Consider the following 26087-nt stretch of genomic DNA (forward strand, 5'->3'; position numbering starts at 1 on the left):
AAATTTAGGTGAACATCAATCATATTCTACCAAGGGGATCATTGAAGTTAGAACCCATCACAAAGGGTTAATTACCACACAAATGATACAATCTATGCGCTTCAATTGAGTAAAATATGATGGTTTAAAGTAAAAAAATAATATGGGGATGATGCTTATGAAAAATCGACAATCAAATATCAAGTCTTCTTGATATTTTTATTATTTAAATTTTACTGTTTTATAGGTCTTTTTTTGTGTATGATATGTTTAAGGAGTGTAAGGGAATATGAAAAATATTGTTGAAATGAATCATATCACCAAGACGTTTCCAGGCATTAGAGCCAATGATGACGTCACAATTTCACTTCGTGAAGGGGAAATTCTAGCGCTACTGGGTGAGAATGGCGCTGGTAAGTCAACGTTGATGTCTGTGTTGTTTGGAATGTATCAACCAGATTCAGGGGAGATTGTCATTCGTGACAAAGTAACCCAAATCAATAACCCTCATGAGGCTACCTACCATAAAATTGGAATGGTACATCAGCATTTTAAATTAGTAGATAACTTTACGGTTACAGAAAATATTATTTTAGGCGTTGAAACCGTTGAGCGCGGCATGGTCCGTCTTGCGGAAGCTCGAAAAGAGATCATTGAGTTAAGTAATCGATACAATTTAAATGTTGATCCGGATGCGAAAATATCTGATATATCTGTTGGAATGCAACAACGTGTTGAAATTTTAAAATTACTTTACCGTGAGAGTGATGTCATGATTTTCGATGAACCAACGGCTGTTTTGACACCTCAAGAGATTCAAGAGTTAATGGCAATTATGAAACAACTTCGATCGGAAGGTAAATCAATTATTTTTATTACGCATAAATTAAATGAGATTAAAGAAGTTGCCGATCGTGTGTCAGTTTTACGTAAAGGAAAATTTATTGGGACTGTTAATGTTAAAGATGTGACCGTCGATGAAATGTCCGAAATGATGGTTGGTCGAAAAATAGATTTAAATATTGATATGAAACCACAAGAACGTGGTGAAGTTGTTTTAGAAGTTACAAATATTAATGTGGCTTCATCCCATGGAAATCATGATGCTGTAAAAGCTGCTTCTTTTGCATTGCATGAGGGTGAAATTGTAAGTATTGCAGGGATTGAAGGGAATGGGCAACATGAGTTGGTTTATGCAATTGCAGGGATGCTACCCATAACTCAAGGAGAGATTGTGCTCAAAGGGGAAAGTATTGAAGATAAATCGATACGATACCGAAATACACATGGTATCTCGCATATCCCTGAGGACCGTCACAAAGATGGCTTAGTCCTTGATTATAAATTAGATTATAATCTCGTCTTAAAACAATATTTTACAGATCGATTCCAAAAAAACGGGATGCTCCGATTCGATAAAATTGAAACATACGCTCGTAAAATGATTGAGAAATTTGATATTCGTAGCTCAAAAGGACCAAGTTCTGTTGTGCGCAGTATGTCGGGTGGAAATCAACAGAAAGCAATTCTTGCCCGTGAAATTGATATGGGTTCTGAGGTTCTGATGGCAGTTCAACCAACGCGAGGTTTGGATGTAGGAGCGATTGAATATATTCATAATCAACTTGTGGCTCAACGTGATGCTGGAAAGTCAGTGCTTTTAGTATCTTATGAGTTATCTGAAATTATGAACATTAGTGACCGGATCCTCGTAATGTATAACGGAGAGTTTGTAGGTGAATTTAAGCCGGAAGATATTACGCAACAAGAACTGGGCTTATATATGGCTGGAGCAAAGCGGGGTACTCTAAATGGCAAAAACTAGTTTAATTGGAAAAAAAATTAAAGATTTTTTCGCAAATGAAGGCAATCATGCAGTAATTGCATCTTTTCTTGCAATCATCATTGGTTTGTTTGTTGGATTTTTAGTGATCCTTTTGACAACGCCACAATATTCACTCAGTGCATTTTGGATTATTCTTAAAGGTGGTTTCCATCATAATTTACGCGGAATGGGTAACGTTCTATTCCGTGCTGCGCCGATTATTCTAACGGGATTATCCGTCGGATTTGCATTTAAAACGGGTCTCTTTAATATCGGAGCCTCCGGACAATTCACGGTTGGTGCCTTTACTGCCGTATATATTGGTGTGAACTGGACATGGATGCCTGCTGGAACTGGTTGGATTGTCGGATTAATTGGTGGAGCACTTGCAGGAGCGCTATGGGGTGCGATTGTTGGTGTTTTAAAGGCTTATCGAAATGTGAATGAAGTTATTGCTTCGATTATGCTGAACTATATAGGAATGTATGCAGTAAATTATCTAATTACTAATACGGCATTTGATTCCGTTCATTCAAGAACCTTACCGCCTGTCAATGCATATTTACCGGTACTTGGTTTGAATAAAATTTTTCCAAGATCATCAGTAAATATTGGTATTGTTATTGCGATTGTTATGGCAATTCTAATCTACATTGTTTTAGAAAAAACGAAATTCGGATTTGAACTCAAGGCAGTAGGGTATAATCGCCATGCAAGTCGTTATGCAGGAATTAATGAAAAAAAATCAATTATTCTCTCGATGACAATTGCTGGAGCGCTTGCTGGCCTTGGAGGTGCAGTAATGTATCTTGCAAATGTTGGAAAATACATGGATGTCCTCAATGTTCTTTTAACAGAAGGTTTTGATGGTATTTCCGTCGCATTACTTGCACAAAGCAATCCGATTGGTATTATTCTTTCGGGTCTATTCATCGCACATATTACGTATGGTGGTAATAATCTTCAATTATTCGGTCTTGAACCTGAAATTATTTCTGTTATCACCGCAACAATAATTTATGTGAGCGCACTAACAATACTTCTTAAGGGATTTATTGCGAAAGTGACTAAAAATTCCGGAGGTGATAACTGATGAACACACTCGCATTTATTGTTCAACAGATGTTATATGTTGCGATTCCATTATTGGTTGTTTCACTTGGAGGACTTTTCTCTGAACGTGGTGGAATTGTCAATATCGCTTTAGAAGGGATTATGGTTTTTGGTACCTTCTTTGGAGTTATCACTCTCTTTTTCCTTCAAAATCATATGTCAGGTCAATTGCTGTATATTGTTGCAATGTTAGCATCCATCCTTGCAGGACTTGCGATGGGAGCAGTTCATGCCTTCGCGGCAATTAATATGAATGCAGACCAAACCATTAGTGGGACTGCGATTAATATGTTTGCTCCGGCATTCACGGTATATATTGCGCGACTTTTATATTCTGTAAAAGAAATTCCTTTTAGAAATGAGTTCCTCATTCGAAAAGTACCATTCTTATCAGAAATCCCAATCGTTGGAAAACTGTTTTTTACAAACGCGTATATTTCTACCTATATTGGTATTGCAATACTTTTTATCGCAACTTTTGTTATCTATAAAACACGCTTTGGATTACGTTTACGATCTGCTGGAGAAAATCCTCATGCACTTGATGCTGCAGGTGGAAATGTAAAACGAATTCGCTGGGCGGGTGTTCTTATTTCTGGAGCATTGGCTGGTCTTGGTGGACTTATTATCACAGTTCCAATCAGTACTTCATTTACGGGAACAGCCAATGGATATGGGTTCCTTGCATTAGCAATTCTTATTTTCGGACAATGGAGACCGAAGACGATCTTCTTCTCATCGCTATTTTTCGCACTTGCGCTAACGCTTTCAAATGTTTATTCGGGAATACCGTTCTTGAATGGTCTTGGAATTCCTGATCAAGTATTTAAAATGTTGCCATATATTGCGACTTTAGTCGTACTTGTATTCACATCTAAGAAATCTGCCGCACCTAAAGCTGCGGGTCAACCTTATGATGCAGGGAAACGTTAAATTAGAATATTAAAAGAAAAAAGGTATGATTTTCTAGGAGAGAATCATACCTTTTTATGTGGAAATGTATTTTAAAACAGAAAACATTGAATTCCATAGAGTCTATTTATTTTCGCTAATATTGTGAAGAAGTTCTAATTTTAGGTCATAGAGTTTTTGCGACAAATCAACGTAGTAGCGGTGAGGGTAGTGAAGACGTTTAACCTCATCCCAAATTGTTTCCAATTCTTTTTGCGAATATAGAGCGATTTCTTCAAGATTGGGTAGTTCATAAACACATTTACCATTTTGATAAATGGGAACTTGTAATTCTCTGACTTGATAATCGGTAAGTGTTTTTTTCTTCCAAGGCGCTGATGGATCAAAGATTGTAATCGTATCTGTTGGAATAATCTCATCTGCAAGTGCAATGTAATCTGCAAGTGCCTTGTTTGTATGATTATCATAAAAACGATAGAGACGTTTATAACTTGGGTTTGTAATTTTTTCGATGTTTTCGCTGACTTTAATTTTAGGTGTCAGGGTTCCATCTGAATGTTCTTGGGCAACTAACTTGTAGACGCCTCCCAAGACTGGCTCAGATTTAGAAGTTATCAAATTTTCGCCAACACCAAATGAATCAATTTGTGCACCTTGGTAAATGAGGTCATCGATGAGATATTCATCAAGAGAGTTTGAAGCCATAATCTTACAATCTTCAAGTCCTGCCTCATCAAGCATTTTGCGCGCTTCCTTGGATAGGTAGGCGAGGTCACCGGAGTCGAGTCGGATGGCTTTAAGGCGGTATCCATTTGGAATTAGATATTCATGTGCAACACGTATTGCGTTAGGGATACCGGATCCTAATGTATCATAGGTATCAACTAGAAAAATTGCATTATCTGGATTAATTTCCGCAAAAGACATAAACGCTTCAAATTCAGAATCATGAAGTTGAATATACGAGTGTGCCATAGTTCCAGAAACATTGGCTCCGTATTGATAACCAGCAAGCGTGTGCGATGTCCCGATACATCCAGCGATGATTGCAGCACGTGCTCCATCGACCGAAGAATCATAACCATGTGCACGACGTGCGCCAAATTCAAGGACAGCACGTCCTCGGGCTGCATTTACAATGCGACTCGCTTTAGTTGTCACTAAAGTAGAATAGTTGATGGATAACAAGAGCAGTGTTTCGATAAGCTGTGCTTCGATCACGGTACCCCGCACCGTTACAAGGGGTTCATTTTGGAAGACTACAGTTCCATCTTCCACTGCCCAAATATCGAGATTTAATTCTAAGTTTAATAAATAATCAAGAAATTTCGGATCTGTAAAGCCTTGTTCATAAAGATAATCAATATGATCCTGTGTAAATTTAAAATTATTAATTGTTTCGATAAGTTTGCTTAAGCCATTGAAAATGAGATAGCCCCCTTGGTTTGGTATTTTACGGGTAAACATATCAAAATAAACAATTTCTTCATGTCGGTTTTGTTTGAAATATGTATAAGCCATCGTAAATTCATATAAGTCAGTCAAAAAGACTGCATCATTAGGTTTTATCATTCTGTCACCGTTCTTTCTATTTACATCATATTGATGTACAATGCTATTATATTGTATCATTTTTTGGAGGATGTATCATGAATGAAGAATTAATATTAAAAAATGGCATAAAGGTTTATCAAATTAATGAAGAAAAGTTTCATGAAGTGTATCTTTCGTTAAAAATTGTATTTAAGCTTGAATCACGAACAAATACGATTGCTAATTTATTAACACGTATGATGGGAGACCGATTGATAGAAAACCCTACAAAAACATCACTGGCACAGCGACACGATATGTTGTACGGGGCGAAGACCAGTGCTCTAACGTATACCCTTGGCACGTATCAAGTTATTGACCTTGGAATTAAAATGATTCATGAGCGATTCACAAATGAATCGTTGCTTGATCAACAAATTAAGTTGCTTAAGGATATGTATCTGTATCCACTTCTTTCTGAACAAACCCTTGAAGAGGCTAAGAAAAATTTACGTATTAGTCACATGCACATCAAAGAAAATGCATCCCAAAATGCTTTGGTTAAGAGTTTTAAGTATGCGGGCGAGGGGCAATTATTTGGATTAAGTGCTTTTGGTGATTTAGAAGATTTGTACACCATTACCTTAGCAGAAATTCAAAATTTCCATACACGTTGCATTCAAGAATTTAATAAACAAATCTATCTAGTTGGAGGTATTGATCGTGAGTGTAATTTCGATGCATTTACAGTAGGTCATTCAATGCCCATAAATGAAGCGTTATTAAAAACCAAAATTACAAACGCGTATCTTGAGGAACGTTATAAAGGAAGTCAAAGTGAGCTGGTATGTGTTTATGAAACAAGCATCACACCTTATGACGATTTATATTATGCATATTTGGTATTTATCGCATATTTAGGTCAACTTCCAACATCACTTTTATTTCAAAATATTCGCGAGAAACATAGCTTATGTTATTCAATCTATGCATCGCGTCAAGTCTATGATGGAATTTTCTATATTGCGACAGGCGTAAGTGATAAAAATGTTGAGAAAGCAATATCATTGATTGACGAGCAATTTGACTTGATTCGTGAGGAGCCTTTAGATCTTAAAGCAGCGATTAATTACTTAGATCTTTCATTGGAAGGCAATACAGAACGAATTAAGAGTATTGCAGATCATACCTTTAGAAACAATATGTTAGAGGTGAATGAATCCATTGAATCAATGCAAGAAAAAATTCGTGCTGTAACAGAAGCGGATGTGAAAGCCGTACTAGAAAAAATTACAAAACCGTTTATCTTTGCGTATCGAGGTGAAACTAATGAAAACAATTAAGAACGATTTTAACGAAAAAGTGTATACATTTACGACACCTAGTGGCTTGAGCGTTACTGTAGTGCATCGACCCGGATTTAAGCGGTCCAGCGCAGTTTACGGAACGCCATTTGGTGCATTAAATCTCAAACAGAGTTTGAACGGAACTGTTGTTGAGCACAAGTCAGGGGTTGCACACTTCTTAGAACATAAACTTTTTGAAGATGAGAGCAAAGACATTTTGAGTCAGTTTGCGGAACTTGGTGCAAGCGGTAATGCTTTTACTTCTTATGAACAAACGATGTATTATTTCGGGCATAACGGTGATTTAGAAGCGCCATTACGCTTGTTGATTCAATTTGTGAGTAAGTTTAGTGTAAGTGAAGCCAGTGTTGAAAAAGAGAAGGGTATTATCATCGAAGAGATTAAAATGTATGAACAGATGCCGGATATGCGTTTATTAAACGAAACGTATGTAAATCTATTTCACCACTATCCCTTTATCTATGACATTGCGGGAACAGAACAAAGTGTGACAGAAACGACACGTGCTGATTTACTTAGAGCATTTGAAATGAATTATTCAGATCATCGTATGGCATTGACGATTGTAACGCCTATGGATCCACAAAAGGTGGCGGACATTGTACTTGAAGAAACTGAATGTCATCTTGCATCCGAGGAAGAAGTGGTTGATTTTTTTGATGAAGAACCGCATTGTGTAGCGATTAAAGAGCGCGAAATTCAGGGAGATGTTGAAGTTCCTAAGATGACTTATTCCTTTAAGTTTCCATATAACCGGAATCATAAGCTTAAAGATGAATTTTTAATTCGTATGTTATTGGAAATGAACTTTTCGGAAATGATTCCAGACTATCAGGTTTGGCTTGATGAAGGTATTGTTTCGAACTCATATGGTTATGATGTTGATATTCGTGAGTCCTTTGGAGTCATCTATTTTGTGAATGAAGGCCATAAACACGAAGCGTTTAAAGCGATTATCAAAGAACGCATGGCTCATATTAAACATGATGAAGCGTTATTTAATCAGTTAAAGAAGCGTTATTATGGTGAAATGATTATGTCATTAAGTAAAACTGATGAGCTCGCCATTACGTTGGGCCGAGCACACTTCGATGGGATTTCGTATTTTGAATATTTAGAAATTATTCGAGACTTATCCTATGATGCACTCGTAGAAATTGTGGGTGTGATTTTAGACAGTGACGATACGTTTTTACGAATGATTCATGCAAATAACTAAGTTAGATTCTCAAGAATCTAACTTTTTTGTTGTATTTACAAAAAAATATTTAGGATGTTTATAATTTGAAGTAAATTTATATTTGTGGGCAATTCCACACAAAAAATAAAAGGAGGATACTATGAATTTTGTCCAATTGGTTGGTCACATAGAAACTATGCCTGTGCCAATAGAAGATCACTCAAATGAGAGTTATGCATTGATGCACGTTAGTGTTACTTCAAATTTTAGAACTCCGACAGGGATTTTTAGAAAGGATACCTTCCCAATTCTACTTTGGCGGGGTGCAAGTGAGACGACGACAAACTCTTGTAAACCGGGGAGTTTAATCTCTGTAAAAGGTCGATTGGAAATTAATGATGATCAATTCATCTTAATTGCAGAACATCTTGAGTTCTTGTACCCGAAAGAGTACCCAAGAGAGTGATTTTTTTGTATAATAGAAAGTAGGTGATAAAATGAAAAATTATTTGGAAATGTGTCAATTTGTATTAGACCACGGTTCACTACGAGAAGATCGTACGGGAACGGGTACCAAGGGTGTTTTTGGCTATCAGATGCGTTTTGATTTAAGCAAGGGATTTCCCTTGCTTACTACTAAAAAAGTTCATTTTCCATCGTTAGCGAAAGAGCTACTGTGGTTTGTGAGTGGCGACACCAATATTAAATGGCTTGTCGAGAATAAAGTCCGAATTTGGAATGAATGGCCTTACGAACTTTATAAAAAATCTGAAGATTACAAGGGTGAATCGATGGATGAATTTATTCAACGCATTCTTGAAGATGATGTATTTGCGCAAAAACATGGGGAATTAGGGCCCGTTTACGGCAAGCAATGGCGTGATTTTGGGGGCGTTGACCAATTAAATAATGTCATTGAAACAATAAAAACAAATCCATACTCACGTCGTATTATTATGAGTGCTTGGAATCCTACGGAGGTTGATCAAATGGCATTGCCACCGTGTCACGCATTTATGCAGTTTTATGTAAGCAATGACCAAAAATTATCATTGCAACTTTATCAGCGCAGTGCGGATGTATTTTTAGGTGTTCCATTTAATATTGCTTCATATGCGTTGTTGTTACATATGATTGCTAAAGTGTGTGATTTGGAGGTAGGAGAGTTCGTTCATACCTTTGGAGATTTACATATCTATAACGATCACTATGATGCAGTTCAATTGCAACTAGCACGTGAACCAAAATCTTTACCACAACTGGTTATCCATGGAAACCAAGAGAAAATTACGGATTTCAAGTTTGAAGATTTTGAAGTGGTTGGCTATGATCCACATCCACTAATTAAAGCTAAGGTGAGTGTGTGATGATAAAAATCATTGTTGCAATGAACCAACATCGTACGATTGGCTTGAATGGCTCAATGCCGTGGCATAATAAAGAGGATCTCCAACATTTTCGCAAAACAACTTTAAATCAAAAAGTGATTATGGGGCGAAAAACATTTGAAGGTCTTCCAAAGAAACTCGATAATCGAGAAATATATGTTGTAACACGTAACACTTTGATTGAAAATGCAATTCCAGATCTTAGGGCATTTTTAATTCAACATCAAAATTCCAAAGAAACTATTTTTATCGCAGGTGGCGGCGAAATTTATGCTCAAAGTTTACCTTTTGCTCACGAATTAATCATTTCGTATATACCAAATGATGTGATTGGTGATACATTTTTTCCAGATTTTTCTGATTTAGAATTCAAGATCAAGAATCAGGTTGAATATAGTACTTTTAAACAAGTTACTTACGAGAGGATATAATTATGACTATAGTAGAAATTATTGAAAAAAAACGTGATGGTTTTGAGTTAAGCCAAGAAGAAATTAGTTTTTGGATTAACGGAGTTACTAAAGGTACGGTTAAAGATTATCAAACCAGTGCTTTACTCATGGCAATTGTGCTCAAAGGGATGAGTTTGGATGAAACAACTGCGCTAACGGATGCGATGATGCGTAGTGGTGATATCATTGATTTATCATCTATTGTAGGGAAAAAAGTTGATAAACATTCCACGGGTGGAGTTGGCGATAAAACAACAATTATCTTAAGCCCAATTGTAGCGGCAGCCGGTGCCAAAGTTGCGAAAATGAGTGGTAGAGGATTAGGACATACAGGTGGAACACTCGACAAATTAGAATCAATCCCTGGGTTTAATATTGAAGTGTCCAGTCAAGATTTTATTGATCAAGTAAATGCAATCAATCTAGCGGTTATTGGTCAAACTGGAAATTTAGTTTATGCAGATAAGGTCCTCTATGCGCTTCGCGATGTTACTGGAACGGTAAATGCAATTCCTTTAATTGCATCGTCAATTATGTCAAAAAAACTAGCAGGTGGTGCTGACTGTATTTTGCTAGATGTGAAATACGGTGAAGGTGCTTTTATGAAGACTGTAGAAGATGCTCGCGAATTAGCGGACACCATGATTACAATTGGTCGTAATCTTGGCCGAGAAGTCAATGCGATGCTCTCAAATATGAATCAACCATTGGGTCATTCAATTGGAAATGCTCTTGAAGTAAAAGAAGCAATTATGACTTTAAAAAATGAAGGTCCAAAGGACCTTGAAGAATTGTGTCTTGTTGCTTCTGGATACATGCTATTCCAAGCAGACCTTTCGGATTCGCCAGAAGCGGGCTACGAATTGGCTAAAGAAACATTGCAAAGCGGTGCTGCTTATGAAACCTTCTTAAAGTGGATTCAAGCACAAGGTGGCGATGTATCGGTTTTTGATAATTTAGATCATTTCACAAATGCAAAATATGAAGTTGAAGTGTTTGCAGAGCAGGATGGTTATCTCCATGATTTAAAAGCAATGGAACTGGGTATTGTGTCAATGCATTTAGGCGCAGGAAGACAAACGAAGGAAGATGTCATCGATTACAAAGCGGGTATTGTGCTTCGTAAAGAGATTGGAGATATCATTCATAAAGGTGATTTGTTAGCGACTTTATATAGTGATACACCCATTACAGATGATCACAAAAATAATACAGTATCGTGTTTTATCATGGGTCAAGAAGCAGTTGAAAAACCAAATTTAATTGCTGCCGTGCTATAATAGTTTAGATTGGAGAATAACCATGAATTTTGAAGTATCTATTGATCAATTTAATGGTCCATTGGATTTAATGCTTTATCTTATAAAAGATAAAAAGTTGGATCTTTTTGATTTGAATATTGATGACTTAGCGGACCAGTATATTGCGTTTATAGATAGCGTTCGAGATCAAAAACTTGAAGTAGCATCTGAATATCTAAGTGAACTTGCTGGTTTAATTGAGTATAAAAGCAAGCGTCTTTTGCCTAGAGATAAGAGTGAACTTGACGCTAAAGACGTTGAAGATGATGAGAATGATCTTGTGAGACGACTCATTGAATATCAACGGTATAAAGAGGTCAGTATTGAATTAGCGGAGCGGTATGAGGAACGATCAAAACAATTCGCGAAACCAATCTCGTCGCGCTTATTTAAGGAAATTAAAACGAGTTTGCAAGATTCGGTTACCTACGAGCAAACACCTTATGACCTTATGAATGCAATGATGAAAGTGATGAGTCGTTTTAAGTTAGCCCATCCTCAGGATGTTTCAATTGAACGCGCTGAGCTTTCTGTAGATGATGTTGTAGAGGACTTAAGAAAAGTATTTCAAGGAGGGGTTGTTTTATCGCTTGATCATGTATTGTCACAAGCACCTAACTTGCAATACCTGCTTGTATCCTTCTTAGCCGTTTTAGATATGTTAAGAATGGGAGATTTAAAGATGAGCTATCAAGATGAAGCGGTCTATTTGAAAGGGGCGATTTAATGACTGATTTTGCAATCATAGAAGGCATTTTATTTGCCTTTGGCGAAGAAGGCGTTGATAAAGAACAATTAATGCTCGCTCTTGGGATCGAAAATGAAGCATTTGATAACAAAATAAATGATTATAAACAAAGTTTATTGGACTTAAATCGAGGTTTGGAATTGGTTGAATTCGGATCTGTTTATAAGTTGATAACAAAAAAAGAGCTACACGAAACAATTTCGGATATGCTTGAATTTAATAAAAATCGGCAATTATCTCAAGCCGCTTTGGAGACTCTCGCAATAATTGCCTATAAACAACCAATTACACGGTTAGAAATTGAAGAAATACGCGGTGTAAATAGTGATATGATGTGTCGAAGATTAGAGGCATTGGATTTAATTCAGGAATGTGGTCGTGCGGATTCTGTAGGGCGTCCAATTCTGTATGAAGTGACGAATTCGTTTATGGATGTCTTTAAGCTGACAAGTTTAAAAGAATTACCAGAAATTAAGATAGAAATGTTGGAAGAAAATAATGAACTCTTTAAATAATATTAGATTACAAAAATTTATTGCGATGAGCGGCTATTGTTCGCGTCGTAAGGCCGAAGTTTTAATAAACGAGGGTAAAGTAAAGGTTAATGGGATTAAAGTGACCGAACAAGGGATGAAGGTATCAACGGAAGACCGCGTCATGGTTAACGGCATCATTATTACCGTAGAAGAAAAAAAAGTGTATTACATTCTTAATAAACCTCGTGGCGTTGTTTCAAGTGCAAACGATGACAAAGAACGGGAAAGCGTTGTTGATTTAGTGCCTAATGATATTCGGGTATTTCCTGTAGGCCGTTTAGATCGTGAAACAACAGGTGCGCTCATCTTAACCAATGATGGCGATTTTGCATACTACATGACGCATCCAAAATTCGATTTATCGAAAATATATCGTGTGAGTGTGCAGGGGAGACTTTCTTATGAAGTAACCAATTCTCTTAAGGAAGGCGTCTCAATTGAAGGAGTCGATTATAAAGGTGTTGAAATTAGTCGTGTTAAATATGATGTGACGAAAGATAAGACACAATTCTCGATTACACTCTATGAAGGTAAGAATAGACAAATCCGTAAAATATTTGCCCACTTTGGTCTGCCGGTATTAAAACTTCATCGTTATCAAATTGGATATCTCGATATTAACGATCTCAAAATTGGACAATATCGTGAATTAAAACCATTTGAGGTAAAAAAATTACTTCTAACCGCTAAAGGTGAAATCTAATGCAACAATTCTTCATTGAATCAATTGAAGACTTGCAACTCAGTGCAGATCAATTACATCAATGCCGAAAAGTACTTCGAATGCAGGAGGGTGATTCGATTCGACTGGTAGATCACATGGGAAACGGTGTCATCGCAACATTTTTGGACGATACCCTCACACAACTCAAAGTTCAAGAATCAATTGTTTGGGCAAAAAAGAAATATAAATTAAGAATTGTTGCTTCATTAATACGATCTGAGCGATTGGAGTGGATGATTCAAAAAGCGTGTGAATGTGGTGTTGATGAGATTGTGCTTTACCAAAGCCAACATGGTGTTGTTCGTGATTTTGGTAAACGATCTGAACGTAAAATGGAACGCTTAAATCTTATTGCGAAAGAGGCATCTGAACAATCTTATCGACAATATGAGGTGCCAGTCTTAGGGATTGCGACACTTGATGAATTACCACAGTATCAATCGGATTTAAATCTTTATGCGGATATCGGAAATCAACCGCATCTTATTCACGTTGTAGACGAAGCGACACCATCCATTACGGTTCTTGTTGGACCAGAAGGTGGCTTTAGTAACGATGAACGTGTTAAGTTTGAGGCCATGGGGTATCGTCAGGTCAGCCTTGGTGATAATGTGCTTAGAGCTGAAACTGCAAGTATCTATATTTGTAATATCGTTTCGGCGTGTGAGGTGATTAAGTGAATATATTGAATAAATATCATGACCAAAAACGACCGAAAAAAGAATTGAAACTGTTGATGGAAATGAATAAATATTATAATTTGGGAATGAGTCTTAAATCAGATTCTGATCTCTTTAAACTGGATATATTTAAACATAGTTTAGAAACTAAAAAAGCTTTTGAAAATGAATTTGAGCGTATTCGTAATGAACATTTTGATATGTGGGATAATCTGCTTTTTAATGAACGAAATTTCATTGTTCAATGCGACATCGCACCGATGAAGTCAAAATTAAAAGTATTCCAGATTGAAAATGAAAATAGAGTATACATTCCGTTTTTCGATCCTTTGTTAAATACACTTTATGATCGTGAAACCGCAATATTGGAATTACCTCAATACTTTAAACTCTATAGTGATTTTCAAGATCGATTAATTTCAAGTGATATCTATGGATTGAATCCGTATATCGCTAACATGAGTTCCGCACGTTTTATCGCGCGAAATGAGGAAGAAATCGTGTTATTTCGCAAAGATATCAATGTCTTTTATCGATTTAATTTAAAGGGGTGTGAATCATTTCCACTATGGATTGAAAAGCAACTCGACGCGAAACAAATTAAACAGGTCGCTGATTTGATTTTAACTTTGGATGAAACTAAATTATTAGATTATTGTATTGAAAATGAACTTATCAAACCGCGCTGCATTAAGAAAATTAATAAACAACGCGTTAAAGCAGAAAAAAAGAGTAGGAGATAAGTATGAAATTGAATAAACTTGTGAACACAGAATTTGATTGTGATATTGATCATTTAGTACTCGATTCTCGTGATCGTGTTAAGAATGGTATGTTCTTTTGTCTAAAGGGGTTGACTGTAGATGGTCATCAATTTGCCCAACAAGCGGTCGAAAATGGTGCTGTTGCCGTTGTGCACTCCGATGACATTGAACCGATTGAAGGTGTTATTTATATACGTGTCGAGGATGTCATGACTGAATTACATCGGATAACGGATCGATTCTATGACAGTCCATCAAAAAATATGTATGTGTATGGTATTACCGGTACGAATGGAAAAAGCACGACAATGCTCACGGTTCGCAATATTTTAAAACGATTTGGCGTGAATGCAGGGTATATCGGCACAATTTCTGTGGAATATAATGATCATAAATTTGCACCATCATTAACTACACCGGATATTGTTGAATTGCAGTCTTACCTTCATGATATGCGTTCGGAAGGTGTTGAAGAAGTATGTCTTGAGGTGTCAAGTCAAGGGTTAGCATTAAGAAGAGTCGAGTCTATAGATTTTGATAATGCTTCATTTACCAATCTTACCCATGATCATCTTGATTATCATAAAACGATGGAAAATTATTTTGAAGCTAAGAAAATGCTTTTTGATAATTTAAAACCATCAGGATTTATGGTCATCAATATTGATAATGAGTATGGAGAGACCCTACTAAAACAAGATTATTCTCATGTTGTGACCTATGGAATTGAAAATAAAAATGCAAATTATCGTGCTCAAAATATTGTTTTACATGATGACTTTACGGAATTTACACTTGTTCATGAAGGGGAATCCTACGATGTTGTTACCAATTTCGTTGCGATATTTAATGTATACAATATGCTTAATGTCATCGCCATCCTTCATCAACGTGGATACGAAATCGAAAAGATTATTCCAGAACTTAAAGATATTGAACATGTTGATGGTCGTCAAACAATGATTTCAAAGGGACAACCGTATCGAGTTATTGTCGACTTTGGACATGCGCCGGATAGTATGAAAAATGTTTATGAATTTGTTCGTGAAACACAACCTCAATCCGCTCGAATCATCACGGTTTTTGGGGCAGCGGGAGGCCGAGATACGGCTAAAAGACCGATTATGGGTCGCGTTGCTTCAACTTATTGCGACCATGTTATTATTACAGAACACGATAACCGTGATGAACGTGTCGTGGATATTACTGAAGATATCATTACTGGCATTGATGGCGATAATTATGAATTTGTACCCAATCGAATTGATGCAATTGAAAAGGCATTAAAAATGGCTCAACCAGGCGATACTGTTGTGTTAATTGGAAAAGGTGAAGAGAAATTTATTTACCGTGAGCATGGAACGAAAGAAAAGTGGATGGGTGATGAGGTTTGCGCATCACGTATCATTGAAAAACTATATGGAGGAAAAGAAAATGAAATTAAGTAAATACATTGATCATACATTACTAAAACAAAATGCTACTGAGGCTCAAATTCGTGTTTTATGCGATGAGGCAAAAACGTATGATTTTATGAGTGTGTGCATTAATCCAGGATTTGTTTCCCTTTGTAATGAACTATTAGAGGGTACTGACGTTAAAGTATGTACCGTTATCGGTTTTCCATTAGGCGCAAATACAACTGAAGTTAAAGTTTATGAAACACAAAACGCTTTAAATAACGGCGCGGATGAAATTGATATGGTTATTAATGTAAGTGCATTAAAAGATAAAAAATATGACTTAATTGAAAATGAAATTCGATCCATTAAATCCGTTTGTGGAGATAACATTCTTAAAGTTATTATTGAAACATGTCTTTTAGAAGATGATGAGATTGTGAAGGCTTGCGAACTTGCTGTTGCTGCGGGGGCGGATTTCGTAAAAACTTCAACAGGATTTAGTACAGGCGGAGCAACAACTAAAGATGTGAAGTTAATGAAAGATACAGTCAAAGACCAAGCTTCCGTAAAAGCTTCTGGTGGCGTTCGAAGCCAAGAAGACATGGATGCAATGATTCAAGCGGGTGCAACCCGTATTGGTACTTCTTCGGGTGTTGCATTAGTTAAAAACGAAGTGAGTCAATCCGATTATTAAAAAAAGGTATTTTAAGCCTTCAGATACACAAGATGTATTTGAAGGCGAAAATACCTTTTTTTTTATTCATACCAATTAATTTGTTCGTTTTCATTGATTAAGGTTCGGTAACCAATTGAAAGAGATGTGAATGTTGTGAGTGCAACACCTGTGGTAATTGCTATCATAATTGCGGTTTGATACATGATGGCGGTGAGGGGCTCTGTACCCGAGATTATTTGTCCAGTCATCATGCCAGGTAATGAAATAATACCCATATTGAGCATATTGTTCAGCGTTGGTAAAAGTGCCATTTCGAGAGATTGATTCACAAACGGAATCATAATTTTTCTGGGTGTGACACCTAAATTTAAGAGTGTTTCGACTTTATTGCGCTCGAGATCCAATGTATCAGTAAGCGTCTTAATGCCTAAGCTTAAGCCATTCATGGCATTTCCAATAATCATTCCACCAACGGGAATAGCATATTGAGGGTTAAAGACACTGGTTTTAACGATAACACCTACAAAAAATGCGACCACAAACAGTCCGGAGACCGTTAAACAAATAAAGATAACCCGCTTAAATTGTGGATTCAAACGTGGATTTTTCTTTAAAATTCTAAAAGTAGAAAAAAGGACCATCGACATTAAATATAAAATAACAAAAATAGGATGTGGATTGCCGAAAATATACGTTAGAATCAGTCCGGACAAATACAATTGCACCGACATTTTGATGCTTGCGGTAAATAAGAGTCGGGTCTGACTTATTTGTGCTCGTTTCATAATAAACAATACGACGAGTAATAGAAGATAGATTAAACTAAATTGAAGAATACTCAACTGTATAATGCCGCTATTCATGGCTTATGCCCTCCTTTAAATTTGAAATATGGACAATATCATCGGCATATTTTTCGGTCAACTGAGAATTATGACTCACAATAATTAAGGTTAATTGATTTTCATTGCAGTAAGATTTGATGTTATTTAATAGAATATCAGCAGTTGTATCATCAAGGGCAGAGGTGGGCTCATCAAACATAATCGCATGACGTGCCAAAGAAAGACAAATCGCAATATAGATTCGTTGACGTTCTCCACCGGACATTGAAGTTACTCGATCATCGAGATGTGCTGATGAGCATGCATAACTCAGAAATGTTTCCATCTGAGTATCCGATAATAATGCATTGTCTCTTAAACGATAAAACGCATGAAAATTCTCACGCACACTTAGATCGAATAAAAAAACAGATTGGTCACATAAAATGTAGTCCCTGCGTCGTTGTATGCGATTATAGTCTTCTATCGCACCATCTTTCAATAAGATGGTACCATCAAGTGGATCAACCATGCCATTGATTAGTTTAAGAAGTGTCGATTTTCCTGAACCGGAAGGGCCAGTGATAAATGTTGTCTTGCCTTCAATAATCTGAATTGAAGGGTAATGCAATATATTCATAAAATTAAGATTTGTTAGTTCAATCATAAAATGCCTCCATAGAATTATCATAGCTTAAACATCAGGAATTGAAAGCAAAACTACACAATAATTTATTTTTGTTTACTTTGGGCTCATAAAACTATAAGATTAAACGGTTGATGTTCTGTCAAAGAACACAAAATGTATAAAAGAATTTAAGGAGCAATTATATGGAATTTAAAGACTTAGGAATAAATGAAAAAATACTACAAGCATTAACGGAGCAGGGATATCAAAAGCCAACTCCAATTCAAGAACAAGCAATCCCTGCATTGCTTAAACATCAAGACCTCATTGGACTTGCGCAAACCGGAACCGGTAAAACGGCTGCTTTTGCGGTTCCTACCTTACAAAATTTAAAACAAAAGGCATTTGACCGTAATGGGAAGCGTAAAATAAGAACGCTCGTGTTAACACCAACACGCGAACTTGCCATCCAAATTCAGGAAAATTTTGAAATGTATGGCAAATATATGGATTTACGATCAACTGTGATCTTTGGTGGCGTTGCTCAACGTTATCAAGTAAAAGCACTTCGTAATGGAATCGATATTCTGATTGCAACACCGGGTCGTTTAGAAGATTTAATGAGTCAAGGTTATATAGACTTATCTCATATTGAGATTTTTATTCTTGATGAAGCGGATCGTATGTTGGATATGGGATTTATTAATGACGTGAAACGCATCATTAAAAAACTTCCTAAAAAGAAACAAACACTTCTTTTCTCAGCTACAATGCCATCAGAAATTTCAAGTATTGCGGAGATGCTTTTAAATAATCCCACAACGGTTGCGGTTACACCCGTATCCTCAACTGTTGAAACGGTAGATCAAAGTGTTTATTATGTCGATCAGCGCAATAAGACACAACTTCTGATTGATGTTTTGGAGAATAAGTCTTTTGATTCTGTTCTTGTGTTTACGCGTACAAAACGTGGTGCAGATCGTGTGGCACGTGATTTATGCCGTAGCAACATCAATGCAGTCGCAATTCACGGAGATAAATCACAAGGGGCACGTCAACGTGCTTTGAGTGGTTTTAAAGATGGAATCATTAATGTTATGGTAGCCACAGATATTGCGGCGCGTGGTATTGATATCAATGAATTGAAATATGTCGTAAACTATGAACTTCCAGAAGTTCCTGAAACTTATGTACATCGAATTGGACGTACGGGTCGTGCGGGGTTTAGTGGATCTGCGATTTCGTTTTGTAATTTTGAAGAAATCCCATTACTTAAAGATATTGAAGGTGTGATTCGAATGCGTGTTCCTGTAGTCAAGTCACATAACTACCCATTGCTTGATAAAACAATTAAAGATGGGAAGATTAGTAAAAAGAAAAAAGCGAAGTTAGAACGAATAAAAGCTGAAGAATCCATAACTAAGAAAAAACCAACTAAGCAAAAAGACTCTAAATCAAAAGGAAAACCTAAGAAAAAAGAAAAAGAACTCAATGGACCCTACGATTGGAGTAATCATGCTTCAAAAAAGGCAAAGAAACAATCACAAAAAGCAAAGAAGTCGAACAGTTCTCGTTTGCACGATAAAAACCAAGAGCAGAAGTCAACACAGCGTCGTAAAAAGTCAGTTCGATAACCACATCATTTGGAGATCATTTTGAGAAAAACACACCAAAACGTGAGTGTGAGGGTGCTTAATGACGCGCTTTTTACGGTTTTAGCAATATATTAGCAATATATCGAAAAAATCCTAATTATATACTTGATTTTGATAGATGAAGTGTTATAATTAATTTGCTTGCATCAGAAGGGAGGTTAGTCATGTCGAGAATTGTAGTAAAAGAGAACGAAGGTTTGGATGACGCATTACGCAGATTCAAACGTCAAGTATCTCGTAATGGTACCCTTGCTGAGGCTCGCAAAAGAGAGTTTTATGTAAAACCTGGCGTACGACGCAAATTGAAGTCGGAAGCTGCTCAAAAAGCACGCCGTAAAAAACGTAGATAACAAAAACCAGAAGCGCTAAGCGCTTCTTTTTTATTGCATGTTTTTTATTTTGCGATATGATTAATACATAAGGAGGACTACTCTTGGTAACTCAAACAGTCAATTTAAACGAACTTGATATCTCACTCCAGCAACTTGTTGGTATTGAGAATAAAAATATTAATCTTATTGAAAAAAATTATGAAGTAAATATTCAAGCACGGGACGCTCATCTTTCAATTGAGGGTGCTGAGTCCAACGTTGAGGACACGGTTTCATTTATTCGACTTGCATCTTCTGTCATTAACCACTATGAACGACTCGATGTTCAAGAATTTGAGTATTTGTTTGATGTTGTCGCTCATCATCAAACCGACCGTTTTATCGAAATGTTGGACGAAGTCTTAACTCGATCCTATACAGGTAAACCCATTCGTCCAAAGACGTTAGGTCAGAAAGTATTTATTGATGCGTTCAAGCATCATGATTTAACGTTTGCGGTTGGACCTGCGGGGACCGGTAAAACGTTTTTAGCGGTGTGTTATGCAGTTGAACTTTTAAAAAAAGGGGAAATACAAAAGATTATCCTTACGCGTCCTGCTGTTGAAGCAGGCGAGAATTTAGGGTTTCTTCCAGGAGACCTTAAAGAAAAAGTTGATCCCTATTTAAGACCTTTGTATGATGCATTGGATGATATGCTTTCTCCAGAACGTGTTCAACGCTATATGGATAAAGGTGTCATTGAAATTGCACCGTTAGCGTATATGCGCGGTCGTACCTTGGATGATGCAATGATTATTCTTGATGAGGCGCAAAATACGACAAAATCTCAAATGATGATGTTTTTGTCACGACTTGGTCGTAATTCAAAAATGATTGTGACCGGAGATATCGATCAAATCGATTTACCGCGTCATCAAGCTTCTGGGCTTCGTGTTGCGCAAGATTATTTATCCGATATTTCTGAAATTCAATTTGTGAATTTGTCGCACAGTGATGTGGTTCGTCACCCATTGGTGATTAAAATTCTTAAGAAGTTTGCGGAAGGAGATCGACGTGAGCAAGAAAATTCTAATAATCGAAGATGAGGAAGGAATACGTCGTCTGTTACGTTATGATTTAAAACAGATGGGTTTTGATGTTCATTCTGCTAAAGATGGCCGTGAAGGGCTTGAAATGGCTCTTGATGGCCAATTTGATGTCATTATTATTGATTGGATGTTACCGTATTACGACGGCATTGAACTTGTTTCAAAGTTTAGAGGTCGTGGTTTAAATGCTGTTTTAATTATGCTGACGGCTAAAGATGAAGAAGCGGATATTCTCGAAGCGTTTGAAGCGGGGGTTGATGATTATCTCTCAAAGCCTTTTTCACCTCGAGAGCTCTCGGCGCGTATTACTGCACATCTACGCCGGGTAGATATGAACCACGAATTAAGAAGGATTGAAGTCGGGGACATTGTGATTAATTTGGATCAACATACCGTGATGGTTGCTGGTGAGAATGTTGAGCTTACGAAAAAAGAATTCGACTTATTAATCTACCTTCTCCAAAATGAAAATATTGTCTTAACACGTGATCAAATTTTATCAGAGATTTGGCATTTTGATTATGATGGGGATACGCGAATTGTTGATGTCCATATTTTTAAATTAAGAACAAAACTTGAAGATTCAAATGTTAAAATTAATTCGCTGAGAGGAGTTGGATATGTTGCGAAAAGAGAATAAAATACAATTACTCGTTCTTGTACTTCTTTCGGTGATTGCGCTTTGGAGTCGCACCGTTGTTTCAATACTGTTTTTAAGTTTGGGGATGGCACTTTTATTTATCCTTGATACATTAAATACAAAAAATAAAGTTGAAACAATTAAAGAAGATGTTGAAATGGTAAAAAAAGAAGCAACGGTGCAAGCCGATTATGCGTTTGATCGTACTGTGCAGTTGATTAATGCAATACCGTCACCTTTGGTCTATATTGATCAACGTGGAGATTTTGAGGTGAGTAATCAATATTTTGATCAACTCATTCATGTTGATGCAAAGAGTGTATACGATGTAAAAATTGATTCGCCAATACGACAAACATTATTGGATGCGTTCCTAAATGAAAAACAATTTGTTCGTCAAGTCAGCTACCAAGATGTCGAATTTCAAGTGTTATCGATACCGTTCTTAACTGAAAAGCGTCGATACAATGGCTGCATGCTTATTTTTCAAGATGTTACCCGTATATTAGAGGGTGAAAAAATGCAAAAGCGCTTTATTGCTGATGCATCGCATGAGTTGCGTACACCCATAGCATCCATTAAAGGAATGGTTGAAATCTTAAATCGACCTGGATTCAATGATGTTGAAACGCTGCAAGAATTTTTAAAACAAATCGAAAAAGAAAATAACCGTCTTGATCACATTGTTGAGGATTTATTGCTTCAATCACGTCTAAAATCAAATACGGTCTATTTAGAGAAAACAGTCTTTAATCTCAAACAATTTTTTGATGGGTTAATCTATGAACGAAGACAAGAACTGCATCAAGCCAATATTAAAGTGGTTTTAAACTGTCCATCCAATATTACAGTTTACGCAGACCAGTTTCGCTTGTCACAAGTATTTCTTAACCTTTTCAATAACGCAATTAATTATGCGGAAAATGGCCGAATCAAAATTCAATGTGATACGGATGATGAGCATGTTCATATCAACTTCTCAGATAACGGAAAAGGCATGGAACCTGATTTAATTCCCCATATTTTCGAACGATTCTATCGAGGGGAAAAAGATCGCAGTCGTGAAAATGGAGGAAGTGGCCTGGGTCTTGCGATTTCGAAGTCGATTGTTGAGGCGCACGGTGGGACGATTAATGTCTCCAGTACCATTGATAAAGGAACAACCTTTACCATAAAGTTAACACAGAATTAACAGTTAATTGATTTTCTTTTAATGATGCATCGCTATACTTTCCGTAATGGTAGGAAAGGGAGCGTGTATTATTATGAGGAAATCTTTTATTTTGCTTTTTCTATTTTCATTCATTCTAAGTGGGTGTCATACTTCAAGTAATGAAAATGAAATTAAGGTTTATACACGAGACGGTTCATCGGGGACACGGGAAGCGTTCGAATCGATTGCTGGAATCAAATCGATTACACACAACAGTGCTGAAACAACAGGGAATGGCGATATGGCTACCCAAGTGGGGCAAGCACACAATGCAATTGGATATGTATCGTTAGCAACGGATTTTCAAAGTAATGGCATTAAACCACTACGTTATTTAGGTATTATGCCATCCATCGAATCAGTGAATGCAGGTACTTATCAACTTGCGCGTCCATTTAGTTTTGTAACGCGCGGTGAAGGGGATTTTGATTCAAATGAGAAACAAGCGTTGGTACTCGCGTTTCTGGATTACTTAAATAATTCGATTGAAGGTAAGGAAATTGTTTTGGCCTCAGGTGGAATTGTGGATATTTCGAAAGGTGTTTTATGGGAGGATTTGAAGGAACGTCATCCCATTGTCTCTAGAGATAATTCAGATCTAGTGCTTAAAACAGGTGGTTCGACTTCTGTTGAGCCGACCATTAAAGCTGCGGTTGAATCGTTTATTCCAATGGCTGGGAATTTTAAATATGAACCCAATCATACTGGATCGGGTGATGGCTACAAGCGCACATTGGGCAGCGAAAAGGATGGTGCCAATCATATTGACATTGGATTTGCGTCACGAAAATTCAAAAAAGAAGAACCTGTGGATAAGGGAATGATATCAGGAGTGTATTGTATGGATGCTGTAGTCGTGGTTGTTAATGAGGCGAATCCACTCGAAGATATCACTCCGGAACGCCTTCAAAAAATATTTAGCGGAGAACTCTCGCAATGGAAGGAACTTGTATGAGTTACAAACAGAATCGTTTCGGGGTTCACACTCCGGAAGGCTATCAACATCGAAAAAGAACAATTGATATTTGGGTTCAAAGCATTTTAAAACTGATGGGAATTCTTGCGGCATCGATGGTCGTTGTAATCTTTGTATTTATCTTTAAACGTGGTATTGCTGTTTTTCTTCCTTCATATGGTCCAAATCAAATTTCATTACTGGATTTTCTTACTGGATTTGTTTGGGAAGCGGACAAGAAGATATATGGTGTGCTTTTTATTGTGATTAATACGGTCATTACCGCATTTTTGGCAATGTTAATTGCGTTTCCAATTTCAGTGCTCACTGCATTGTTTATTTCTAAAATTGCACCCAAGAAATTATCCAAGCTACTCACAACGGTGATTGAGATGCTTGCGGCAGTTCCTTCTGTTGTTTATGGTGTTTTTGCTTCGGGTGTCATAGTGCCATTTGTCGATGAATTTGCAACCGTTCTTGGTTTTTCAACATTTGGTGGAAGATCAATGTTAGCGGTTGTAATCCTACTGGCGATAATGGTGTTACCAACCATGACTTCGCTTTCAATCGTTTCAATGAATGCGGTTGATAAAAATTTAGAACTTGGTTCGCTCGCGTTGGGCGCTTCATCGACTCAAACGAATTTTAAAGTGGTTTTAACGTCAGCGAAATCTGGAATAACTACGGGGCTCATCCTTGGGTTGGCACGGGCGTTTGGTGAGGCTACGGCCGTTTCGATGGTTGCAGGAAATAAACCGACCGGACCAACATGGAATCCATTTGATATCACGCGAACACTGACATCTACGATGCTCTCAGGAATGAAAGAAACATCGGGCGTTGATTATGATGTGCGATTTAGTGTCGGGATTGTGCTTATGGTTATTATTTTGATCTCAAACTTAGTGATTCATGCATTCAAAAAGAAAGTGGGGAATGACGGAAAATGACACGTAAACGTAAAATTCACGATCTGTTCCTAAATGGTATCACGTATCTCGCTTCTTTGCTTTCAGTTCTTGTTCTTATCGGCATTTTTAGTTTTGTGGTAATTCGGGGTAAGGATACACTCAGTTGGGATATGTTGCGTTCAAATTATTGGTCGGAAAATTATTTGCTGGGTTTCCCAGATACAAAATCAGGAATGTTTGTTGAGCCTGAGAATTTAGATACTGCAGATATTTTTAATGAAAACTATGGTATTGCCATTCGAGATCATCAAAATCATGAAGGGAAAAAGACGGTTATCGTATCGTATGTGGATGAAAAAAGTCCATTTAATGAAACGATTAACTTAACTGCTGGGCCACAATTTGAAAAGCATCACGTCATTCATAAAGGTGATGCAATTGAACGACTTACAATGCGTGACTCCAATGGAGAACGAATGATTTCTGGCCATGTCGCTGGGGATGATGCCCAGCAATTAAACATAAAGCTAAATGAAGCTCAAAGTTTGCAATCCATTTATTATAAAACACAAAGTGGGGGAATTTGGGGTTCTATTCTTGCAACCTTGCTTCTGATTGGGACATCGTTGCTCTTTGCATTACCCCTAGGAATCGGCGCAGCCCTTTATCTTACAGAGATTGCACCAGATACTGCGTTGACACGCATGTTAGAAAGCAGTATTGAAATGTTAGCAGGTGTTCCAAGTATTATCTTCGGGCTTTTAGGGATCGCTGTTCTCTTTCCCATCACCGCTTTCTTTAATGTATCGGGGTTAAGTATTCTTCTTGGCGGGATGACGATGGCCGTAATTTTATTACCAGTTATAATTCGATCGGTGAAAGAATCGTTGTTGGTTGTACCTGACGGTTTACGATCGGCATCGCTTTCACTTGGTGGAACCCAAACACAGACTATCTTTAAAGTGGTGCTCCCAAGTGCATTACCTGGAATCTTATCAGCTGTGCTCTTATCAGTTAGTCGGATAATTGGGGAGTCGGCAGCTCTTATCTATACAATGGGAACGTTTGTGAACGATGCACCGGGTATCACTCAAGGTGGAACCTCACTTGCGGTACATATTTGGTCTGTTATGAGTCAAGAACAACCTAATTTTGAGTTAGCCAGTGCTATTTCAATTGTTATTTTAGGGCTTGTATTAATCTTAAATTTATCCGTCAAATATATTTCTAAGCAACTTCAAAAAAGGATGGGATATTAAT

Annotated in this window: 27 protein-coding genes; 24 read left to right on the forward strand and 3 right to left on the reverse strand. The window is 37.0% G+C overall.

The features are described from left to right. Window positions 1-268: 268 nt before the first annotated feature. The 3 genes from EPJ89_RS03870 to EPJ89_RS03880 are packed head-to-tail and all read left to right on the forward strand — an operon-like array spanning window position 269 to window position 3850. Window positions 269-1804 carry an ABC transporter ATP-binding protein gene (locus EPJ89_RS03870; RefSeq protein ID WP_200549042.1) on the forward strand — a complete coding sequence of 512 codons (1536 nt, stop codon included), beginning with the start codon at window positions 269-271 and terminating at the stop codon, window positions 1802-1804. Beyond that, window positions 1791-2897 carry an ABC transporter permease gene (locus tag EPJ89_RS03875; protein ID WP_125164393.1) on the forward strand — a complete coding sequence of 369 codons (1107 nt, stop codon included), beginning with the start codon at window positions 1791-1793 and terminating at the stop codon, window positions 2895-2897. The genes EPJ89_RS03870 and EPJ89_RS03875 overlap by 14 nt, the downstream gene beginning before the upstream one ends. Then, on the forward strand, window positions 2897-3850 hold the full coding sequence (locus tag EPJ89_RS03880) for an ABC transporter permease (RefSeq protein WP_125164394.1): 954 nt from the start codon (window positions 2897-2899) through the stop codon (window positions 3848-3850). Before EPJ89_RS03875 ends, EPJ89_RS03880 begins: the two co-directional genes overlap by 1 nt. A 102-nt stretch (window positions 3851-3952) precedes the next feature. On the opposite strand, the gene EPJ89_RS03885 is transcribed toward EPJ89_RS03880, so the two are convergent. Then, window positions 3953-5401, reverse strand: coding sequence for a nicotinate phosphoribosyltransferase (locus tag EPJ89_RS03885; protein WP_161636356.1), 1449 nt, complete (start codon window positions 5399-5401; stop codon window positions 3953-3955). A 77-nt stretch (window positions 5402-5478) separates the two neighbouring features. Between EPJ89_RS03885 and EPJ89_RS03890 the strand changes: the two genes are divergently transcribed. The 13 genes from EPJ89_RS03890 to deoC all read left to right on the forward strand — a co-directional run bounded on the left by EPJ89_RS03890 (window position 5479) and on the right by deoC (window position 16599). Continuing rightward, window positions 5479-6705, forward strand: coding sequence for a M16 family metallopeptidase (locus tag EPJ89_RS03890; RefSeq protein WP_200549044.1), 1227 nt, complete (start codon window positions 5479-5481; stop codon window positions 6703-6705). Beyond that, on the forward strand, window positions 6692-7948 hold the full coding sequence (yfmH, locus tag EPJ89_RS03895) for an EF-P 5-aminopentanol modification-associated protein YfmH (RefSeq protein WP_200549046.1): 1257 nt from the start codon (window positions 6692-6694) through the stop codon (window positions 7946-7948). Before EPJ89_RS03890 ends, yfmH begins: the two co-directional genes overlap by 14 nt. A 121-nt stretch (window positions 7949-8069) precedes the next feature. Then, window positions 8070-8375 (forward strand): single-stranded DNA-binding protein, encoded by a 306-nt coding sequence (locus tag EPJ89_RS03900; protein WP_125164397.1) that lies wholly within the window; start codon window positions 8070-8072, stop codon window positions 8373-8375. 31 nt (window positions 8376-8406) lie between these two features. Continuing rightward, window positions 8407-9276: a thymidylate synthase gene (gene thyA / locus EPJ89_RS03905; protein WP_125164398.1), complete on the forward strand. Its 870-nt coding sequence runs from the start codon at window positions 8407-8409 to the stop codon at window positions 9274-9276. Continuing rightward, entirely contained in the window at window positions 9276-9728 is a 453-nt protein-coding gene (locus EPJ89_RS03910; protein ID WP_125164399.1) for a dihydrofolate reductase, read from the forward strand. Before thyA ends, EPJ89_RS03910 begins: the two co-directional genes overlap by 1 nt. A 2-nt stretch (window positions 9729-9730) precedes the next feature. Next, a complete protein-coding gene (locus EPJ89_RS03915; RefSeq protein ID WP_161636360.1) occupies window positions 9731-11029 on the forward strand; it encodes a pyrimidine-nucleoside phosphorylase in 1299 nt (432 codons plus the stop codon). 22 nt (window positions 11030-11051) lie between these two features. Beyond that, a complete protein-coding gene (locus tag EPJ89_RS03920) occupies window positions 11052-11777 on the forward strand; it encodes a segregation and condensation protein A (RefSeq protein ID WP_161636361.1) in 726 nt (241 codons plus the stop codon). Then, on the forward strand, window positions 11777-12313 hold the full coding sequence (scpB, locus tag EPJ89_RS03925) for an SMC-Scp complex subunit ScpB (protein ID WP_125164401.1): 537 nt from the start codon (window positions 11777-11779) through the stop codon (window positions 12311-12313). The genes EPJ89_RS03920 and scpB overlap by 1 nt, the downstream gene beginning before the upstream one ends. Then, window positions 12297-13037 carry a pseudouridine synthase gene (locus EPJ89_RS03930; RefSeq protein WP_200549048.1) on the forward strand — a complete coding sequence of 247 codons (741 nt, stop codon included), beginning with the start codon at window positions 12297-12299 and terminating at the stop codon, window positions 13035-13037. Before scpB ends, EPJ89_RS03930 begins: the two co-directional genes overlap by 17 nt. Beyond that, window positions 13037-13738, forward strand: coding sequence for an RsmE family RNA methyltransferase (locus EPJ89_RS03935; RefSeq protein ID WP_161636363.1), 702 nt, complete (start codon window positions 13037-13039; stop codon window positions 13736-13738). Before EPJ89_RS03930 ends, EPJ89_RS03935 begins: the two co-directional genes overlap by 1 nt. Next, on the forward strand, window positions 13735-14481 hold the full coding sequence (locus EPJ89_RS03940) for a hypothetical protein (protein ID WP_161636364.1): 747 nt from the start codon (window positions 13735-13737) through the stop codon (window positions 14479-14481). Before EPJ89_RS03935 ends, EPJ89_RS03940 begins: the two co-directional genes overlap by 4 nt. Before the next feature lie 2 nt (window positions 14482-14483). Further along, window positions 14484-15950, forward strand: a complete 1467-nt coding sequence (locus EPJ89_RS03945; protein ID WP_200549050.1) for a UDP-N-acetylmuramoyl-L-alanyl-D-glutamate--2,6-diaminopimelate ligase — start codon at window positions 14484-14486, stop codon at window positions 15948-15950. Further along, a complete protein-coding gene (gene deoC, locus EPJ89_RS03950; RefSeq protein WP_200542823.1) occupies window positions 15937-16599 on the forward strand; it encodes a deoxyribose-phosphate aldolase in 663 nt (220 codons plus the stop codon). Before EPJ89_RS03945 ends, deoC begins: the two co-directional genes overlap by 14 nt. Window positions 16600-16661: 62 nt before the next feature. On the opposite strand, the gene EPJ89_RS03955 is transcribed toward deoC, so the two are convergent. After that, window positions 16662-17444 (reverse strand): ABC transporter permease, encoded by a 783-nt coding sequence (locus EPJ89_RS03955; RefSeq protein WP_161636366.1) that lies wholly within the window; start codon window positions 17442-17444, stop codon window positions 16662-16664. After that, window positions 17437-18072, reverse strand: coding sequence for an ABC transporter ATP-binding protein (locus EPJ89_RS03960; RefSeq protein ID WP_161636367.1), 636 nt, complete (start codon window positions 18070-18072; stop codon window positions 17437-17439). The genes EPJ89_RS03955 and EPJ89_RS03960 overlap by 8 nt, the downstream gene beginning before the upstream one ends. Window positions 18073-18236: 164 nt before the next feature. Between EPJ89_RS03960 and EPJ89_RS03965 the strand changes: the two genes are divergently transcribed. The 8 genes from EPJ89_RS03965 (at window position 18237) to pstA (ending at window position 26086) form a co-directional block, all read left to right on the forward strand. Continuing rightward, window positions 18237-19667 (forward strand): DEAD/DEAH box helicase, encoded by a 1431-nt coding sequence (locus EPJ89_RS03965; protein ID WP_200549052.1) that lies wholly within the window; start codon window positions 18237-18239, stop codon window positions 19665-19667. A gap of 185 nt (window positions 19668-19852) precedes the next feature. Further along, window positions 19853-20038 (forward strand): 30S ribosomal protein S21, encoded by a 186-nt coding sequence (rpsU, locus tag EPJ89_RS03970; protein ID WP_003773874.1) that lies wholly within the window; start codon window positions 19853-19855, stop codon window positions 20036-20038. 83 nt (window positions 20039-20121) lie between these two features. Then, entirely contained in the window at window positions 20122-21105 is a 984-nt protein-coding gene (locus tag EPJ89_RS03975; RefSeq protein WP_161636369.1) for a PhoH family protein, read from the forward strand. Next, a complete protein-coding gene (locus EPJ89_RS03980) occupies window positions 21074-21748 on the forward strand; it encodes a response regulator transcription factor (RefSeq protein WP_161636370.1) in 675 nt (224 codons plus the stop codon). Before EPJ89_RS03975 ends, EPJ89_RS03980 begins: the two co-directional genes overlap by 32 nt. Then, window positions 21729-22940, forward strand: a complete 1212-nt coding sequence (locus EPJ89_RS03985) for a sensor histidine kinase (RefSeq protein ID WP_125164411.1) — start codon at window positions 21729-21731, stop codon at window positions 22938-22940. Before EPJ89_RS03980 ends, EPJ89_RS03985 begins: the two co-directional genes overlap by 20 nt. A 73-nt stretch (window positions 22941-23013) precedes the next feature. Continuing rightward, window positions 23014-23916: a substrate-binding domain-containing protein gene (locus EPJ89_RS03990; protein ID WP_200542819.1), complete on the forward strand. Its 903-nt coding sequence runs from the start codon at window positions 23014-23016 to the stop codon at window positions 23914-23916. Beyond that, on the forward strand, window positions 23913-24866 hold the full coding sequence (pstC, locus tag EPJ89_RS03995) for a phosphate ABC transporter permease subunit PstC (RefSeq protein WP_237558253.1): 954 nt from the start codon (window positions 23913-23915) through the stop codon (window positions 24864-24866). Before EPJ89_RS03990 ends, pstC begins: the two co-directional genes overlap by 4 nt. After that, entirely contained in the window at window positions 24863-26086 is a 1224-nt protein-coding gene (pstA, locus tag EPJ89_RS04000; RefSeq protein ID WP_200549054.1) for a phosphate ABC transporter permease PstA, read from the forward strand. The genes pstC and pstA overlap by 4 nt, the downstream gene beginning before the upstream one ends. Window position 26087: the final 1 nt, after the last annotated feature.

This window comes from Erysipelothrix sp. strain 2 (EsS2-6-Brazil), from assembly GCF_016617625.1.
In the GTDB taxonomy this organism is placed as follows: Bacteria; Bacillota_I; Bacilli_A; order Erysipelotrichales; family Erysipelotrichaceae; genus Erysipelothrix; species Erysipelothrix piscisicarius.

What these genes read in the sequence shown, in the direction of transcription:
- EPJ89_RS03870 (WP_200549042.1), top strand. Translation starts at nt 269, where the DNA reads ATGAAAAATATTGTTGAAATGAATCATATCACCAAGACGTTTCCAGGC.
- EPJ89_RS03875 (WP_125164393.1), top strand. Translation starts at nt 1,791, where the DNA reads ATGGCAAAAACTAGTTTAATTGGAAAAAAAATTAAAGATTTTTTCGCA.
- EPJ89_RS03880 (WP_125164394.1), top strand. Translation starts at nt 2,897, where the DNA reads ATGAACACACTCGCATTTATTGTTCAACAGATGTTATATGTTGCGATT.
- EPJ89_RS03885 (WP_161636356.1), bottom strand. Translation starts at nt 5,401, where the DNA reads ATGATAAAACCTAATGATGCAGTCTTTTTGACTGACTTATATGAATTT.
- EPJ89_RS03890 (WP_200549044.1), top strand. Translation starts at nt 5,479, where the DNA reads ATGAATGAAGAATTAATATTAAAAAATGGCATAAAGGTTTATCAAATT.
- yfmH (WP_200549046.1), top strand. Translation starts at nt 6,692, where the DNA reads ATGAAAACAATTAAGAACGATTTTAACGAAAAAGTGTATACATTTACG.
- EPJ89_RS03900 (WP_125164397.1), top strand. Translation starts at nt 8,070, where the DNA reads ATGAATTTTGTCCAATTGGTTGGTCACATAGAAACTATGCCTGTGCCA.
- thyA (WP_125164398.1), top strand. Translation starts at nt 8,407, where the DNA reads ATGAAAAATTATTTGGAAATGTGTCAATTTGTATTAGACCACGGTTCA.
- EPJ89_RS03910 (WP_125164399.1), top strand. Translation starts at nt 9,276, where the DNA reads ATGATAAAAATCATTGTTGCAATGAACCAACATCGTACGATTGGCTTG.
- EPJ89_RS03915 (WP_161636360.1), top strand. Translation starts at nt 9,731, where the DNA reads ATGACTATAGTAGAAATTATTGAAAAAAAACGTGATGGTTTTGAGTTA.
- EPJ89_RS03920 (WP_161636361.1), top strand. Translation starts at nt 11,052, where the DNA reads ATGAATTTTGAAGTATCTATTGATCAATTTAATGGTCCATTGGATTTA.
- scpB (WP_125164401.1), top strand. Translation starts at nt 11,777, where the DNA reads ATGACTGATTTTGCAATCATAGAAGGCATTTTATTTGCCTTTGGCGAA.
- EPJ89_RS03930 (WP_200549048.1), top strand. Translation starts at nt 12,297, where the DNA reads ATGAACTCTTTAAATAATATTAGATTACAAAAATTTATTGCGATGAGC.
- EPJ89_RS03935 (WP_161636363.1), top strand. Translation starts at nt 13,037, where the DNA reads ATGCAACAATTCTTCATTGAATCAATTGAAGACTTGCAACTCAGTGCA.
- EPJ89_RS03945 (WP_200549050.1), top strand. Translation starts at nt 14,484, where the DNA reads ATGAAATTGAATAAACTTGTGAACACAGAATTTGATTGTGATATTGAT.
- deoC (WP_200542823.1), top strand. Translation starts at nt 15,937, where the DNA reads ATGAAATTAAGTAAATACATTGATCATACATTACTAAAACAAAATGCT.
- EPJ89_RS03955 (WP_161636366.1), bottom strand. Translation starts at nt 17,444, where the DNA reads ATGAATAGCGGCATTATACAGTTGAGTATTCTTCAATTTAGTTTAATC.
- EPJ89_RS03960 (WP_161636367.1), bottom strand. Translation starts at nt 18,072, where the DNA reads ATGATTGAACTAACAAATCTTAATTTTATGAATATATTGCATTACCCT.
- EPJ89_RS03965 (WP_200549052.1), top strand. Translation starts at nt 18,237, where the DNA reads ATGGAATTTAAAGACTTAGGAATAAATGAAAAAATACTACAAGCATTA.
- rpsU (WP_003773874.1), top strand. Translation starts at nt 19,853, where the DNA reads ATGTCGAGAATTGTAGTAAAAGAGAACGAAGGTTTGGATGACGCATTA.
- EPJ89_RS03985 (WP_125164411.1), top strand. Translation starts at nt 21,729, where the DNA reads ATGTTGCGAAAAGAGAATAAAATACAATTACTCGTTCTTGTACTTCTT.
- EPJ89_RS03990 (WP_200542819.1), top strand. Translation starts at nt 23,014, where the DNA reads ATGAGGAAATCTTTTATTTTGCTTTTTCTATTTTCATTCATTCTAAGT.
- pstC (WP_237558253.1), top strand. Translation starts at nt 23,913, where the DNA reads ATGAGTTACAAACAGAATCGTTTCGGGGTTCACACTCCGGAAGGCTAT.
- pstA (WP_200549054.1), top strand. Translation starts at nt 24,863, where the DNA reads ATGACACGTAAACGTAAAATTCACGATCTGTTCCTAAATGGTATCACG.